This window comes from Methanolobus psychrotolerans, assembly GCF_002243045.1.
In the GTDB taxonomy this organism is placed as follows: Archaea; Halobacteriota; Methanosarcinia; order Methanosarcinales; family Methanosarcinaceae; genus Methanolobus; species Methanolobus psychrotolerans.
On sequence record NZ_MBKP01000006.1, the window covers coordinates 92,028 to 109,104 of the forward strand.

General features: G+C 41.2%; 16 protein-coding genes. 6 read left to right on the forward strand and 10 right to left on the reverse strand.

Annotated elements, in window-relative coordinates; translation table 11 throughout:
* Positions 1–74: 74 nt before the first annotated feature.
* From BB781_RS03575 to BB781_RS03605, 7 genes are all read right to left on the reverse strand, one after another.
* Entirely contained in the window at positions 75–626 is a 552-nt protein-coding gene (locus BB781_RS03575; protein ID WP_094227130.1) for an ArsR/SmtB family transcription factor, read from the reverse strand.
* Between the two features lie 130 nt (positions 627–756).
* Positions 757–1,737, reverse strand: a complete 981-nt coding sequence (locus BB781_RS03580) for a TIM barrel protein (protein WP_094227131.1) — start codon at positions 1,735–1,737, stop codon at positions 757–759.
* Positions 1,738–1,755: 18 nt separating this feature from the next.
* The gene (locus BB781_RS03585) at positions 1,756–3,024 is read right to left on the reverse strand and encodes an adenosylcobinamide amidohydrolase (protein ID WP_242492513.1); all 1,269 of its coding nucleotides are present in this window, start codon (positions 3,022–3,024) and stop codon (positions 1,756–1,758) included.
* Positions 3,025–3,134: 110 nt separating this feature from the next.
* Positions 3,135–4,592, reverse strand: coding sequence for an MATE family efflux transporter (locus BB781_RS03590; RefSeq protein ID WP_094227132.1), 1,458 nt, complete (start codon positions 4,590–4,592; stop codon positions 3,135–3,137).
* Complete coding sequence (locus tag BB781_RS03595; RefSeq protein WP_094227133.1) at positions 4,585–5,079, reverse strand: MarR family winged helix-turn-helix transcriptional regulator; 495 nt, start codon at positions 5,077–5,079, stop codon at positions 4,585–4,587. Before BB781_RS03595 ends, BB781_RS03590 begins: the two co-directional genes overlap by 8 nt.
* 88 nt (positions 5,080–5,167) lie before the next feature.
* Positions 5,168–6,082: an ABC transporter ATP-binding protein gene (locus BB781_RS03600; protein WP_242492514.1), complete on the reverse strand. Its 915-nt coding sequence runs from the start codon at positions 6,080–6,082 to the stop codon at positions 5,168–5,170.
* Positions 6,083–6,164: 82 nt separating this feature from the next.
* Positions 6,165–6,974 (reverse strand): mechanosensitive ion channel family protein, encoded by an 810-nt coding sequence (locus tag BB781_RS03605; protein WP_094227134.1) that lies wholly within the window; start codon positions 6,972–6,974, stop codon positions 6,165–6,167.
* A gap of 129 nt (positions 6,975–7,103) precedes the next feature.
* Between BB781_RS03605 and BB781_RS03610 the strand changes: the two genes are divergently transcribed.
* From BB781_RS03610 to BB781_RS03630, 5 genes are read left to right on the forward strand one after another with little or no spacing between them, the layout of a single operon-like run.
* The gene (locus tag BB781_RS03610) at positions 7,104–8,912 is read left to right on the forward strand and encodes an ABC transporter (RefSeq protein WP_094227176.1); all 1,809 of its coding nucleotides are present in this window, start codon (positions 7,104–7,106) and stop codon (positions 8,910–8,912) included.
* The gene (locus BB781_RS03615; RefSeq protein WP_242492515.1) at positions 8,909–10,009 is read left to right on the forward strand and encodes an ABC transporter permease subunit; all 1,101 of its coding nucleotides are present in this window, start codon (positions 8,909–8,911) and stop codon (positions 10,007–10,009) included. The genes BB781_RS03610 and BB781_RS03615 overlap by 4 nt, the downstream gene beginning before the upstream one ends.
* 26 nt (positions 10,010–10,035) lie before the next feature.
* Positions 10,036–11,880: a hypothetical protein gene (locus BB781_RS03620; protein WP_094227135.1), complete on the forward strand. Its 1,845-nt coding sequence runs from the start codon at positions 10,036–10,038 to the stop codon at positions 11,878–11,880.
* 20 nt (positions 11,881–11,900) lie between these two features.
* Positions 11,901–12,317 carry a hypothetical protein gene (locus tag BB781_RS03625; RefSeq protein ID WP_207205231.1) on the forward strand — a complete coding sequence of 139 codons (417 nt, stop codon included), beginning with the start codon at positions 11,901–11,903 and terminating at the stop codon, positions 12,315–12,317.
* A gap of 12 nt (positions 12,318–12,329) precedes the next feature.
* Positions 12,330–12,638, forward strand: a complete 309-nt coding sequence (locus tag BB781_RS03630; RefSeq protein ID WP_242492516.1) for a DUF5683 domain-containing protein — start codon at positions 12,330–12,332, stop codon at positions 12,636–12,638.
* A gap of 49 nt (positions 12,639–12,687) precedes the next feature.
* On the opposite strand, the gene BB781_RS03635 is transcribed toward BB781_RS03630, so the two are convergent.
* Complete coding sequence (locus BB781_RS03635) at positions 12,688–13,368, reverse strand: AIM24 family protein (protein ID WP_094227136.1); 681 nt, start codon at positions 13,366–13,368, stop codon at positions 12,688–12,690.
* A 592-nt stretch (positions 13,369–13,960) separates the two neighbouring features.
* Here BB781_RS03635 and BB781_RS03640 point away from each other — a divergent pair.
* The gene (locus tag BB781_RS03640; RefSeq protein WP_094227137.1) at positions 13,961–14,752 is read left to right on the forward strand and encodes an alpha/beta fold hydrolase; all 792 of its coding nucleotides are present in this window, start codon (positions 13,961–13,963) and stop codon (positions 14,750–14,752) included.
* Between the two features lie 22 nt (positions 14,753–14,774).
* Here BB781_RS03640 and BB781_RS03645 read toward each other — a convergent pair whose 3' ends face one another.
* Both BB781_RS03645 and BB781_RS03650 read right to left on the reverse strand, forming a co-directional pair.
* Positions 14,775–16,547: a ribosome biogenesis/translation initiation ATPase RLI gene (locus tag BB781_RS03645; protein ID WP_094227138.1), complete on the reverse strand. Its 1,773-nt coding sequence runs from the start codon at positions 16,545–16,547 to the stop codon at positions 14,775–14,777.
* Positions 16,548–16,600: 53 nt separating this feature from the next.
* Entirely contained in the window at positions 16,601–17,014 is a 414-nt protein-coding gene (locus BB781_RS03650) for an EMC6-like membrane protein (protein WP_094227139.1), read from the reverse strand.
* Positions 17,015–17,077: the final 63 nt, after the last annotated feature.

The window sequence follows — 17,077 nt, forward strand, 5'->3', positions numbered from 1 at the left end:
GATTTTTAAAGTGAATACGGAAATTATAGAAGAAAAAAAGAATTTGGTGATGAATGATGCTTTAAAGAACATCATTACTTTTTGAACTTGACCTTGACCTTTAAGATACTTATTGGCTCCAGTTTCTTCCACATTACCGTGGATTCTCTGTCAAATCTGTATTCATTGACATTCTTATCAGAAAATACCCCATCCACTTCATAGATAAAGAAACCGTCTTCACCATTCGTAGAAACAATATTGTCCTGCCCGTGCACATTCTTAACTTCCACAACAGCAGCCTTTTTAAGTGCTTCCAGAAGTGTGGCACCTTTTTCCACTTCAACGGTCCTGGAAGGCGCAAATATATCCAGAGCATTGAAAATATTCTTATTATTCAATTGCAGGACATGTGTTTTACCATAAACCTTGCGCTGTATAAGGTCCGCATCTTCAAGAATATTTGCGTGCTTTGCAGCAACAGGAACAGAAATACTCAGTTCTCTTGCAAGTTCGGAGATATGCATTTCACCCTCAGTAAGCCTTTGGAGCATCCTGAGTCTGGTTTCACTTCCAAGAGCACTGAACAGTTTCAAACGGTCCGTATGCTCAAGATTCTCGGAATCATTGTTATCGAGAGTGCTCATAATTAGCAGTTAATGTGGAGTATTATATATAGGTTTCTGCATAAACGGTTCATTAAACCGGCTATTTTAAGAGATATGGAAAAAATAATAATATTAAAATGATAAAATATCTGATAATCAGCTAGCAAGGTCAACTATGCAATGCCCTTTTCTGTGTAGATATTTTTGTATCAAGGGAACACAGATCAGTTGAAACAAATTCGTGCGTCAGAAAATCAGGAGACACAAATTCAACTATCTGTGAACACTTCTCACTAGTGAAAGGCATATGCTGATCCATCTGTTCAAGGACCTCCATTACAGACAAAAGACGATCATGGAAAGGCATATCTGCAAACCCCATCGGAAGTTTATTCCCTGATGAATTGCGCAGGTATTGGCCTGAAAGACTGCAATGGAAATGCATCCCTTCAATTCGCCTGATGAACTCTTCAGGATGATTGGAAAGCAGGTCAAGCACAAGATTAATTGAGCATTCCTCATCCTCACATCTCATCGTTGCATTCATCAGGTGTCCGGTATCCAGCACAAAAGCCCAGTTATCAAAATCAAGACGGGAAGCAAAATATTCGACATTCATAGGATCAAGGAAAGTAAGACCCGGCCACCAGAGATTCTCAAAGAATATCCTGACAGGCGGCTCCCCATTCGGATAAATGGACACTGCCTCATTCAGGAATTCGGCAGTCGTTGCAAGCACATCATAGTCTGTGCATCCAAAGCTTCGTGTAAAGACCTGCTCCAGTTCAGCATAAGAAACGTGGAATACTGCATACGATGCATTCAGAAGTGCTGCATTTTCAAGTGACATCCTGAAAGTATCAATTACATCTTCACGGCTGCTTCCACCAAATACATAAACCTTCTCAAATTCTTCCATCTCCTGGGAAAAAGCAGACGGATCGGCCCATGCCCTATGCCTTCCCATCCAGTAAGGAAGATGTACACCTTCTATAAGATCAACAGGTACATCCGGGAGCGGAGATGAATCCACAAAGAGTTCTAATCCATCAAGCTCATGCCTGACAAGAAAATTCCGTATCTTATCCCAGTCAGAATCGAACATCTTCATGTCATTCTCATAAAGAGAGAAGTTCATCAGTTCTTTCATTTCTACACTCCTGGTGAATCAGGGCCTGAAATTACAAAGACTTTCCTGGCCACAGTTCTTTGCCAGCCAGGCTGTTACACGGACCCAGTTCTCGATAATCGTATCTTTTTCATCTGTCAGTTCATCAAAAGGGATGGAAACTCCCAAGCCAAGCATTCCAGGAAGGCTTTTCATAATAGAGAGAGCTACCCTCCTGCCAGCAGCCTCCGGTACAAGACCCCATGAGATTTCGTCTTCAATATGCAGAATTGAACCTGTTGCCCCGACAAGGACAGGATTCTTTGACACTTCGCGCAATTTTTTGAAAAAAGCAGCTTTGCGATTATCCCCATCCATATGAGATGCCGCTTTCCAGTAGCTAGTTTCATCTATCTTAAACCGTTCAAGCCTCACAAGCATATCCCTTTGGGAGAGAGGACTTAAGTCAGACTGCATCTCAAGTGCCTTAAGAGTACACTCAATAATAACATTCCCAATAAGTTCACCCAATTTAGAATGCTGTCCTGCATCTGTCAGCAAAAGAGGACTAGTACCATCTGCAATCACAGCTATCATATCTGTCCCCGATCCAGTGGCAATTCCAGTGGAATAACGACTGGGGGCAATCAGCTGCTGTAAAGCTGCAGTCTTTGCTTCGGTTGCAGTAATAACAGCTCTTGCCATAGTATAGCAGGGAAGGTTTGCACCTATTAACAATATAGTGTTTATAGTTCCCTGAATGAACTGATGCAAGCCATCTTCCTGATAATAGGAGGCAGGGTCACCAACACGCCCGCCATTTACCTCAATGCCGGCGGTCATGACAGCAGTTACTTCCACACCACGAAAAGATTTTGACACAATTGAAACATTGTCCATATTAGCAGCTGTCAGCAGTCCTGAAGCAGTATCCGGGTCTGCATTCAGCTTTTTTGCAATTATGGAAAGGTAAGCAGGAATACTGCCTCCATCAAGGTCTTTTGGAGCATGCTTACTTTTTGGGACCCTGTGATTGAAAATTACTCTAAGGTCTTCCCGGTAACCACCATTTAACCATGATGTTGTGAGAGTTTTTCTCCCCTCTGGCAGGCTCAGCAAAATAGAATCTTTATACCTGTATACTTTCTCTTTGCCTGTGGTTTCAAAAAGAAGAGTACTTTTTTCTCCTGTGTTCCCTTCAAATAGTTCAGGGTCAGGGTCCTGACCTGTTACTTTCCTGGATCTTGCTGCCATGGAAATCTCCATATCAATTATTACCTGATCCTGATACAATGCCCAAAAATAGATGGACAGAATGCCACAGGACATTAATGAATATATCCCGGCGTATATTAAATATCTTTTGAGAAGTAACTAACTAATATATCATTGATCATCTGTTAAAAACGAGCAAGTATAAAATCCTTTAAAACAGGATATCAGACTTTTAACTCCTCATAATCAGGCAATTTATGGGACGTATCAACATAGACTCCTTTCTTCAATAATTCTCCTACGTAAAGCCTTGCCCACACAAAGATGAATAACGAACCCAGGACATTACCTATAACCATTCCCCACCATACACCAACAAGTCCCTGATTCAGATTTAAGGCAAAGAAGACGGCGAACACAGGCACGAATATGACAGCACGCAGAATCGTTGCAATAAGTGCATTAAAACCTTTGCCCACACCCTGGAAAAGAGAGGAGGAAAGCATTCCCAGAGAGACTGTGGGATAGAATATGCAGATGATCCTGAGGAATGTAATAAGGTCGTCCGTGATGTGAGAAGCACTTTCCGACAATGTGAATGCAGAAGCTATCTGGGGAGCGAAGATAAAAGTCAAAAGAGCTATGCCAGTCTCCACAAGAAGACCTATCTTCATTGAATAGAGATGAGAGAAGGAGACTTTGTCATATGAACCTTCACCGTATGAAAAACCAGTCATCGTCACAACAGCTGTAGAAATACCTATCAGCGGAGCTAAGGCTATCGTTGCAACACGCCATCCAACAGTGTAAACGGCTACTCCGTCAGTATTGCTGACAGCTATTATAATAACATTCATTACAAGCATCATAAGAGCCATGGATGCCTGCTGCACAGAAGCAGGAATACCAACTTTGAAGATATCCCGGAGGATTTCTTTTTCAAAACTGAAATCCTTGAAATCAAAAGACAAGTAGGTATCTTTTTTAAAGAACAGCCAGTTGGACATAAGAACAGCAGTCACCCCCATTGATAATACAGTCGCCCAGGCTGCACCTGAAACACCCATCTTGAACTGATAAATGAAGATAGGATCAAGGATTATATTCAGGACAGAACCAAATATCATAGCATTCATAGCCCGTTTGGTATCACCCTCGCTGCGCAGTATTGAATTTGCAACGTTGGTAAAGAAAAGGAGAACACTGCCTCCAAAGATGATACGGCCATAAGATGTTGCCATTGCAGTAGTCTCACCAGCACCTATGAGAACAAATATCGGTTCTGCAAATACAAAAAGAGTTATTGTGAAAACAGCAGACAATAACAACATCAGGATCATCGTATGAACTGCAACATTGTCCGCACCTTTTTTGTCCTTTGAGCCAAGCCTTCGGGATATAGCTGAACCGGCTCCAACACCCAGGCCATTGGACAATGCAATGATAACAAAGAAGAAAGGGAATACAAAACCAACTGCTGCAAGTGCATCTGCTCCCAAGCCGGAAACCCAGAAGGTGTCTACCAGATTGTAAAGGGTCTGGATAGACATACCAAACATCATTGGCAATGCCAGTTTCATGATAGCCTTTTTTGGGTCACCTAACATGGATCGAATGCCTGATGAAACTTTGTGGGACCCAACAGATGGAGCCGGATTTTCATTCGTTATTGCACTATTCATTTGAAGCCTTCTTCATATCGTTTTCAGATGAGATGTTTCTGGCAGCTTTTTCCACCATGGAAATGAACATAGCCTTTTCTTCGTCACTGAATCCATGCAAAAGCACATCATTGAGCTGTGAAATGAGACTGAACAACAGGGGTTTCATTTCACGTCCTTTGTCAGTAAGATAGACACAATAAGCACGTTTATCGCATGAATCTCTTTTTCGTACAACATAACCCATTTCTTCAAGTTTGTTCACAGAACGGGTAATAGTTGCCCTGTCATATTTCAAGGAATTTGCAAGTGTTTCCTGACTTACTCCTTCATTATGCAGTAAACGCATAAAAAAAGGGAACTGACCACTTCCTATGCCATATGGCTCCAGCTCTTTTGAAAGATATATGTTAATCGATCTGAAAAGATGAGATATACCTCTGCCTATGGATTCATGCTTGTTAATGCTGCAAATGTATTCAAGTTTTACAGTATTTACCAGGACCATCACCAGTTAGTTGCATTAGCAATTGTTGCATATGCAACTAATCTAAACTATAAAAAAGCATTCATTGAAATAATCAGAATTGGTAAAATCAATCTACGAAAAGCTCAACACCCATCAATTCAAGGAAAATCTCTTCAAGTGAGGGTACAATGGTGCGCATCTCTACTATATCCCCGCTTTTGGATGCCACCCATTTGGTAGTCCGATTAACTACATCGATCTCATTGGTAATAACTACGTAATTATTGTTAATGTTCTTGGCATCCGATATCGTGTATTCTTCAATATCATCAACCTTAAACTCAAGACGATACTGTATCTTGCCATATTGCGTTCTTATTTCCTCGGCGGTTCCCAGTGTTACCATCTTGCCCCCTTTAAGGATAAGTATCCTGTCACAGAGACTTTCCACCTGGTAGAGATTGTGAGCACTGAATATGATGGTCTTTCCAGATTGTTTCAGCGAGCGCACATAATCAGTAATATACCGGGAAGTCATCGGGTCTAATCCTGATGAGGGTTCATCATATATCAGGATGTCAGGGTCATTGATAAGAGAGCGGGCTATGGCAACTTTACGCTTCATTCCCTTTGACAGATCCCCTATCTTTTTGCCTTCTGCATTGAGGGAAAGATCAAACAGAAGTTCACGTATCTTTTTCTTTGCACGGTCCCGCGGAACACAGTATAGTTCTGAGAAGAAAAGGAGATAATCGTCAACCCCCATTCCCTCATACAAAGGAGATTCTTCAGGCAGGAATCCAAGGAACGATTTAATCTCAACAGCATCCTTAGAAATGTCCAGCCCTTTCATGTAGATGTTTCCGGAGGTCGGCCGGACAAGACTGGTGAGCATTTTTAAAGTCGTGGTCTTACCGGCGCCATTCGGACCTACTATCCCAAAAATCTGCCCTTTACCCACTGAAAAAGAAAGGTTCTCTACAGCAACGAATTCGCCGTATTCTTTCCGCAGCCCGTTAACTTCAATAATGCCAGATTCCACAACATGGTTATATGCGTTACTATATATAAACGATTTTATAAAATATTAAAAGCATAGTTTGAGAGCAACTATGCACCTGAATTCAGAGCTTGTACATATGTACATCCAGCTGCGGGAAAGGAATCTCAATATCTTCCCTGTCAAATGCTGTATGTATGGCTATGGCCAGATCATTTTTAACTGCCCAGAAATCAGATGTCTTCACCCAGGCACGCAATTGCAGATTCACAGAGGAATTAGCCAGTTCAGTAGTAACAACTGCTGGTGCCGGTTCACTTAGCACAAGAGCATGCTGCCTGATGACATCCATAGCAACTTTTACAGCGGATGGGATATCTGTGGCATAACTCACACCTACATCCACTGACACCCTACGCGTAGGCATACGGGTTGCGTTCACGATAGGACTGCCCCACACAAGCTTGTTAGGAAGTGTTATGAACTGATTGTCGGGAGTAAGGAGTTCTGTTGCCATAATGCCAACAGCATGAACTGTTCCTGAAAAACCATTAACAGTTACGAATTCCCCTTTGTCAAGAGGCCTTAAAGATGCTATCCACACACCTGCAGCCAGATTGTTCAGGGAATCCTGCATACCAAAACCAAGTATCAGGCCGATGACCGCCGAAAGACCTACAACCACCGAGCTCACATCAACTCTGAGGGCACTTACAAATGCAAGCAATACTCCAACATAAAGTAATGCACGCAGGAACCGAACAAGGAATTCAATGACAAGTTCGGGAAGTTTTGTTTTCTTCAGGCCATTTCTGAACATACCGGAGAGAACTCCTGCAACCAGAATACCTGCAACTAGTATGAAAAGTGCAAATACAACATCTGCCAGTGATATTGTCGTGTAAGGTATAGTTTGGGATAAAATATCTGCCATGTCATCACTTCGGGAAGTAATTTATAGATGTTCTTTTTATGATAAACATTTACTGGCATATAATCATTTTGAATTACAATCCGATTTATGAAATATGTATTAATATAATAAGCACATAATAAAATAATGATGGCAAGCTGGTTTACTATTGCAAAGTGGGAACTTTTAAGGTCTAAACTTAAGTTCGATACACGATCGATGATCATGCTAATATTATCTTTGATGCTGGTAATAGTTGCCTCTTACGCTGCGTCCCAGACAGGGATGAGCATGAACCAGAAAATATACCTCGTAGTTATTTCACAACCGGAAGTCCAGCCTATTATCGAAACTGATCAGAGATTTGATTATATCCTGGTTGACAGATTCGCTGCAAGCGCTTATAATGAATATGGTGCAGATATTGCAATCATAGGAAACAATGTATACCTGGGAGACACCCGTAAATCAGCAGCAGCCGGAGACTCACTTGACAATACATTTAAAACCTACCGGGAGATAGTGCTCACATCATATAATGATGTAAACAACAGCCATCCCGTATGGGTCACAGTCCATGACCTGGAAAGACCGCAGAACTTCCAGCTAGCTGGGACTGAGGAAACTGTTGATAGTCTTAGCAGAGGAGCAAACCGATCCGCAGGATACGGGACAGGGACCAACGGTGCAACCGGCTTAGGAAGTAGTGGAGCTATCAGAACCGGTTCTTCAACCATATCCCCTGAGGATATTGCAGCTCTTGATACTATGGAAGGAAAGACTTTCTTTGAGAGGCAGACCCTTTCCACACCTTCTAATTTTTCGCCACCAATTCCATTCACAGCTATACTATACGCATTCCTCTTCATATTCCCCATATATTTCGTCTCACAGTTTTACTCTACCAGCCTGATGGATGAGCGTACCAACAAGAAAGGAGAACTTGTACTTGTTGCACCTTTGCGTGGAATTGATGTTGTGATCGGGAAAACTATCCCATACATTTTCATCACAATGGCCATACAGGCAGCTATCACTCTATACATACTCGGCATACCATCAACGTTTGCAGGTGTCGAAAGAGCATTACTTGTACTTGCAGCCATATTCCCCGTGGTCCTGCTTTTCTTTGCACTCTCATTTTACAGTGCGATTCTTTCAAGAAGTTTCAAAGAACTTACATTTGCAAGCGTTTTCTTGTCGGTAATCATATCAGGGTACCTTTTTTTTCCTGCCATGTTTGCAAATATCCATGCCATCAGTTCCATTTCCCCGATAACGCTAATCGTGAGACTTATTGAGAACGAAACAGTCCTTGCAAATACGTATCTTTTCTCAACCCTTCCATTTTACTTTGTGGCAATTTCAGTATATGCTTTTGGAACCTTTATTTTCAGGGAAGAGGACCTGTTCACACAGAAATCCATAACCGGAAAAATAGTTGACTGCTTTGAGATGTTCCTTTCATACCCATATGGATCCGTATTCCTGCTAAGCATCGTATTCATTCCTTTTGTATATATGACACAGTTGATGCTCATAGTCATGCTCTTCAATTTGCCTGTACCATATTCGATAATTGCAATGATCCTGCTGTCCGCAATGGCAGAAGAACTTGTAAAATCAATCGGTATTTATGCACTGTTCAAAAGGAAGATAGTAGATATCACATTGAGGAATGCAATCAAATATTCCATACTATCCGGTGCAGGCTTTTTCGTGGGTGAAAAAGCCGTCGCTGTTCTTACACTGGCACCAATTGCAAGCTCGGCCTTCGGTTCGGTGATGACAATGGGTACTCTACTATTGATACCGTTGTTCCTCCACATTACAACAGTACTCATCAGCTCACTGGTAATGTACATGAAAGGACCACGCTATTACGTGGCAGCTGTTATACTGGCAACCATTTTTCACAGTATATATAATATAATGATCCTGAGGGAGTTGTTCTTTTGAGTAAAAATGGAAATTCATGCAGGAAAATGAAGACCATCGCTAAAAAAGAATTCAAAGAACTGATGAGGGAAAAAACATTCATACTTGCCATTATAATTCAGCTTTTTATAGCATCATTCTCAACGTTCCTTGTTATCGGACTTACATCATTCTATGACCCAACCACACTAGGAAATATAGAAATGCAAGGAAGTTCCATTGCGGTTGTTGGAACTGAAGAAAACGAATTTTATAAACTACTGCAGGAGAGCAATCTCCACACACAACTATATACAGATTTTCAGATGGCATACACAGACTTCTATAATCACAAGGTCGATGCAATAATCATGACTCCCCTTGGGTCTTCCGGTGGGACTGATTTACTTAACGTGGATATATACCTGCCAAAATCAGAGATCAGAGCAACCATTGTTTCTCTTCAACTAAAAGAACCCCTGGAAAAATATGAGCAAAGTGTAAGAGATATAAGAACGCAGAGATTACCCGGATACACCCCTATCGAATTCAACATAATCAAAAGAGGACTCAGAACAACCTCCACGTACTTTGAGTTTATATATGTAGCACTTCTTCCTTTGCTGATATTTACTCCTGCATTTATATCAGGAGGACTCATAATTGATTTTATTACCGAGGAATATGAACGCAAAACAATGGAAATGCTCCTTGTATCGCCTGCATCTATGATTGAGATCATAAGTGGAAAAGCGTTCATGGCAATAATGATAGTTCCATTGCAATCCTCTGTCTGGATGCTGCTGCTCTCTATGAACAGGGTATCCATAGACAATTCACTACAGATATTACTTGTAGTGACAATTATTGCTGCCGTACTTGTGCTGGCAAGCACTACAATTGCAGTGCTTTTAAAAGAAAGAGGAGTTGCTCAACTGCTTTACTCACTGATCCTCATCTTCCTGTTTATGTCCTCTTACCTATTCACAAACTCTCCTCTAAACCTGGTGACCCGTCTTTCAATAGAAAGCATAGGTTCACTTGAAGCCTGGACATGGATAGGTATCTACATGCTTGTTGCAATTATCCTTTACTTATTAATGATGATAGTTGTGAAGCGGGACCCAAATAACATTTAAAACATACAAATATATAGATGATATTGATGCCAACAAAAAAGCTTCTGCCCTTACTATCTCTAATATGTATCCTGCTGATACTCATAGCTCCTGCAAGTGCATATGGTATCCGTGAAGAAGATATATGGATATTCCAGGGTTCCTACGAACTGGGGATTGGTGAAAGAGCATACCTTGAAGGAGCTACTATCAAAGTACACGAAATAAGCACCGATAATGAACCCTCTGCTACCCTCCTTATATACACTAACGCAATTTTTAAAGAAGCTTTCCAGGTAGATGCCGGATTGAACAACGAATATATCTATGGCGGGGAACTCAGGATCTATGCAATTGCCATCAGCCAGGACAAAGTTTTCCTGGAAATATACAAGCAAAAGACTGAGCTTGTCTGGATCACCGATATTCCCAAGACATCATTCAAAATTGGTGACACACTAACGGGGAATGACTATAAGATAAGTTTTACAGCCATCAACGAGGATGGTGCTGTTATAGCGGTTGAACATAATGGCAATAATATCGAAGGGACCTATAAAACAGGTGACCACCAGAAACTATCCGATGAACTCATGATCAATGTTGTATATTTGAATACAAATACAAAAGAAGTGTTTATAGAAACTTTGAGACCCGGCTCCCCTGACATCAAAATAGAGGTAGCGAACATACATAACAGTTATGATCCAGATGAATCCATAGAATATGAACTTATGGTCACAAATAATGGCACAATACCATTGCACGGGATAATAATAACTACAGAATGTGATGACGGGAAAGTAGAAGAGACGACCCAGCAACATTCAATACTGGAACCTGGAAAACAGAAAAAGTTCCAGATACGCGTTAAACCTGATATAGAACCCGTTGACAGAAATACAAGGATGATATCAAAAGTGCAAGGTTATGATTACAGAGGAAATGAATACACCGGTGAAGCTACAGCTCAGGCAAATGTAAAACCTTACATTTCCATCGAAAAGGAAGTTTATTCCATAGAAAAAACATCGGAAAAACCTGAATTTGGAACGCAGCAGTACTTCCATATAATAATTACACTTAAGAATAAGGCAAGTTTCCAGACAGCTGTTACTGTCACAGACGAATTGCATGCATCCTTTATTCCTAAAGACCTTGAAAATACAGAATGGACAGTGGTACTTGATGCAGGCGCCACAAAGACAATAGAGTACTTTGCATCCCCCGCAGAACCGGGAGATTTTACATTTATGCCTGCAGAGGTAGTATGGAAAGATGGAGGAGAAACCTACTCACTGGAATCTGAAGAAATAATTCAGACTTTCCGCGTAAGCGGTTCAAAGGTAATTGTGGAAAAGGAAGTAAGTTCCAGTTATATGCTTGTAGGAGAAGAAATAGTAATCAATATAAGAATCATCAATGAAGGTGACAAAAGCCTTGAAGCATCGTTTATGGAAAGCATCCCTGATGAACTGACTTATGTTGAGGGGAAGGATTCATGGAAAGGAACATTGGAAACGTATCAGGTCAGGGAATTCAGTTACGTTGTCAGGGCAGAAAGAGCAGGTGAGTACTACTTGCCTGAAACCGAGCTGAGTATTACGGATGAGAATGGAATAAAAAAGAATTCCGTTTCAGGTACACCTTTCCTATACATTGATGATGCCCTTGTGGTAGATGATTCTTACTTTGAAGATAACAGCTACATTGAGGCAAATGACGTTTTTTATGAAACGTATGATGAAAACCCAACAACGCAATCCCAAATTACAAGATTTGAGGCAGCGGGGTTCCTGGCATCTTCATTTACCACCCTGTTTCTGCTTATAGCTATTGTACCTGCATTCATATATTTATATATAATCAGAGTATATAAGAAAGAGACATAACCGGACAGGAGGAACATACTATGGAAATTCTGGCATTTATCGGATCTGCAATGCTTTTTACATTATTCGCCGCATTCGTGCTCTTTGTCCTTATCAATATGTCATCCAGACTTGCACTCTTTATTCTGTTCCTGACACCTCTTTTTTTTATATTCTTACTACCTGGGACCTCAATCGCTTTCCTTTCATACAGGCAGATGCTACTTGCAAACGGGCTTGTACCCATTAATAATTTCCACATCTTACTAATGCTTTGGTCCTCCCTTATAGGAATAATCCTGTATACTGACTTTCTTACATGGTATCTTGCAAAGGGAGCTAAAATGAAAACAGGAACGGCGAATAAAGGTAAAAGCACAGAACCCTTTGCAGATCACCTAAAGAATGCATCTTCTGCAATTAAAAAAGCAAAGAATACCCTTCTGAAACGTAATTGATGTCCGGAAAGCTTGTTATGTAAAGGAAGATCATTTACATACGGGGGATTCATCCTGACAGATGAGGAAGAGAAGTATACCATAGAAATAAAGAAAAATGAAGAATATAAACCTGTACCGTGGAAATCTGCACTCTATTCCCTGATATTTCCAGGACTCGGGCAGATATACAATGGAGAGATAGGCCGGGGATCTTACTATTTTGTAATTGCTTTTATGCTCATAGTTGCTGCATATCTTGTTATTCCGATAGTGATATACATTATTTTCTGGCTATACAGTATATATCAGGCATTCAATTATGCAAGAGACATTCACTAAAAAAGTAAGGACCACTAAAAATAAAAATAAAGGAGCAAAATGCCCCATTTTATGCAGAATTATTGTTATAAGGTGCAGCCGTCAGCGATGAAACACCACCCATGGCAATAGAATAGTAAACAGGCTGTGTTGGCGTAAGCCATACAGTACCGGTTCCTTCAAAGGTCTGAAGGAGACCTTCACCAGAGGTTAGTTTACCTGCAATACCCTTCCCGGATCTCTCTACGGTGAACTTCACAGAATCAGACCTTAACAGAGCAATACTTCTGTCAACCTGAAGTTTCTCGTTATCAAGATTAAATTTCAATATCTCTACCATTGGAACCGGACTTTCAAGAATACATATGCCTTTACCACTGATCTTTGTCTGGAACCATCCTTCTCCGCCTAATAATCCTCCGGTAAGGCTCTTCTGGGTTGCCACCCCAACCTCAAGTGTTGATTCTGCACAGTAGAATATACCTTTATCGACAACAATAGAACCACCATCCAGTGTCACTATAAGATAATGACCAAAACTCGGTTCCAGGAATACCTCACCTGTTCCCCTGTAGAGAGGATTGAAAGTGGATTCGTTTGTAAGCTTGTTCTTTATCATCTTCTTTGCAAGACCGCCAACACCACCGATATTGGCATCGCATACGATGTTTCCCTTATGGAAATAGAGAGCTCCTGGTTCTACTATGACACCACTATCATTGAGGGTGAGTTTTACTTGTTTCAGGGCCATGCCTGATTTCTGTATATGGTACAGAGTCTTTGCAAGGGCAGGGTCCTTACTGCCAGTTAAAGAATTGTACTGGAGGACCTCTGCTTTAAAGTTCCCTTTATCAATACTGTCAAGGACAGTTATATTGTTATAGAATTTTGTTTCTGTGATAATACCACATCCAAATGAAAAACAGAATCAAGGTACATTAACCTTTACAGTTTTCACTATTATATTTAATAATATATAATATATAAGTATATCTACATTTTATAGAGGAAAGAGATATAAAGTATATAGGGTCCTTGTATATTCATCACTCTGTAATGATTTTTAAATTATTTTGTCTTAATACCAAGTTTTACAGTCATCCTCACTAAAAGTATACCTAACGAACAGTAATTTTGAACAGCTCCCTTTATACCGGTATAAATTATTTAGGGAGTATGCTTTCTTCGCCAATTTGAATTTAAGACTAAATAAAAAGTACTTTTTCTTGGGAAACTCCTATTAACTTATGCTTCTAAAAAAGATGGTAATTATTGCTGTAGTATGTGGATAATATCAGATGACCTTAAAAGTATAGAATACCGGATAAATCCCGGAGTAAAAAATGAACCAGAACCTCAGAAAATACGGAACAGCACCATACAATATAGCAGTCATTCATGGAGGTCCCGGAGCACCTGGAACAGTGGCAGAGCTGGCGATGGGACTCTCAGACAGAACCGAAGCAGGAATATTGGAGCCACTGCAGACATCAATGAGCATCGAAGGACAGATAGTGGAATTAAGAAGAATGCTAAAAAAACACGGGAAACTGCCTCTCTCGTTGGTCGGGCACTCCTGGGGAGCATGGCTGGCCTTTATGTTTGCCGCGCGCTACCCCTCCTATGTAAGGAAACTGATACTTATCTCAAGCGGACCATTTGAAGAGAGATATGCTTCCACAATTATGCAGACACGGCTGGATCGTATGACTGAAAACGAGAGAGAAAAGTACCTGCATCTTAGTTCAAGGATGAGCGACCCTTCTGTAACAAATAAGAACCACGTGTTTGCAAAATTTGGAAAACTTATCTCAACTGCTGATTCTTTTGATCTTGTGCCTTATGAAGAAGTGAATGCGGGATTTATGCATGATGTCAATAAAAGCATATGGAGTGAAGCCAGCTATTTAAGAAGAAGCGGAAAACTGCTCCGGATGGGCATGGATATACAATGTCCTGCGGTTGCAATCCATGGCAACTATGACCCGCATCCTTTTGAAGGAGTGGAAGAACCACTTTCAAGAGCAATCAGTGACTTCAAGTTTATCCTGCTGGAAAAATGCGGACATTATCCATGGCTGGAAAAGCAGGCTTCAAATGAATTTTACATGGTTCTGGAAAAAGAGCTTGCCTGAAAAAGTTAAAAGAAAAGAGAAATCACTCATCCAGAATATTGTGGTAGTAATACTCTCCCTTGCTTTTTTGCTCCCTGTCAAGCCTTGAATTCGGTTTATTGACTCTTGGACGAGAAGTATCCTCATCACGCCTGAATGTAATTCCAAGGTTTGCCAGGAATTTGTTCATACCATCCTGCATGCTTAAAGGCTGATGGGCTTTTCCGTAAACTGCCGGCTCACCCTCAAAAACTATAAGGCGCTCGCTCAGCAGGTCTATCAGATATATATCGTGGTCAACTACCATTGCAGTCTTGCGATTGTTCTCTGCGAACCTCTTAATAACTTTTGTTGCCATTGAACGCTGTTCCACGTCAAGGTGGGCACTTGGCTCATCAAGTATGTACATGTCAGCATCCTGACAAAGGCAGGCTGCGATGGCTACTCTTTGGAGTTCTCCGCCACTGAGCTCTGTGAGCAGGTGGTCGTAGAGTCTTTCAAGCTGCAAGGGTTTTACTACTTCTGACTGGAAATAACTGCTGTCAAATTTATTGGAAATACCACGCAGGAAATACTGTACCGGAATCACCGTATCGGCTTTGATATATTGTGGTTTGTATGCAATTTTGATATTAAGATCAAGTTTGCCCTCATCCGGCTCTACCTCTCCTGCAAGTATCTTGACAAATGTGGATTTACCGATACCATTAGGCCCTACTATACCGAGAACTTCACCTTCTTTTAGTGAGCCGGCAACGGTTGAAAGAGTAAATTCATTGCCATATTTCTTTGAGAATGCTTCATAGTTCACAAGTGTGTTGATATCTGTCCCTACCCTTGGAGGGTGGACCTCGAACTTGATGGTTTCCGGACGTATACGCACGTTCTCTTCAGCAAGGTAACCTTTAAGATACTGGTTGATCGCAATGCGCACACCCTTGGGATGGGTTATCACGCCATATCCTCCAGGTTCTCCGTATGCCACATGTACAACATCGGCAAGCATGTCAAGTATTGCAAGGTCGTGCTCAACAACAAGTACGGCTTTTTCCTCTGCTATCTCCTGGATGAGCTGTGCCGAATTGATACGCTGGTAGATATCAAGATAAGGACTTATTTCGTCAAAAAAGTAGAAATCAGCATCTTTTGCAGCACATGCGGCAATAGCCACCCTCTGGAGTTCACCGCCACTGAGCTCTGTTATCTTGCGGTCAAGAACATGCGAAAGGTTGAGACGCTCGATCAGTTCCGGGAGTTTTCCTCTTTCATCTGTCTTATCGAGAAGCTCGCTGGTCTTACCCTTGAAAGCTTTGGGTATCAGATCTACGTACTGGGGTTTCTGGGATACTTTGACGTTACCGTCTGCCACATCACTGAAATAGTCAAAGAGTGCTGTCCCGGCATAATGTTCAAGTACTGTGTCCCAGCTGCCACTTTCCTGTGAGAAATTTGGAAGGAGGTTACCTGAAAGGATCTGCACTGCCGTACTTTTACCAATACCATTGGGTCCGAGAATACCTGTAACTCTTCCAACCTGCGGGACTGGCAGGCCATAGAGGGCAAACCCATTAGGACCGTACCTGTGGGTCGGTTCTGTGAGGGCCTCTGGAAGACCGATGATCATTATGGCTTCAAAAGGACATTTGTGAACACATATTCCGCATCCAACACAAAGTTCTTCGGATATCAGTGGCTTACCATCATCTGCAAAAATGATAGTTTCATCCCCGGTCCTTACACGAGGACAGTATTTTTCGCACTCATGACTGCAACGTCTTGGCTGGCATCTATCTCTGTTCAATATTGCGATTCGCATGTAAAATCCCTGTCAGTGAAATAAAATAAATGGATAATGCTAAAAAGAAAAGATCAATTAAGGAGCAACGTCCATGTTACAAGACAGAAATCTATAACGATGAACTCAACATAGAACCAGTCCTTAAAACCGAATTCCTTTGTCCTGATCTTGAAAAGCGGGAATACAAGTTTCATGGCATAGTAGGAAAGCGCAGCAATGATTATCATTATTGCATACCACTTCATGGCAGGGTCGTCACTTATCCCAAGCTGTATGTAGGCAAGTATGCCGGCTATTATACCAATAATAGCTGCAACTGCCGTTTTGACGATACCCTCCTTGTGAGCTTTCTTCCTTTCTTCCGGAGTCTTCACTTTAAATGAAATCTTGCCGGAGCCTGATGAAGTAGGAACTGGTTGCGCAATATCTGTGGATTCCTGTGTAGAAGTGGCCACTGATTGCTTTTTCTTGGATGATTTTGACAATTGATCTGATCTCCTGGTACAACTTGGATAGTGTGGGTATAAAAACCAATACTTATATAAATG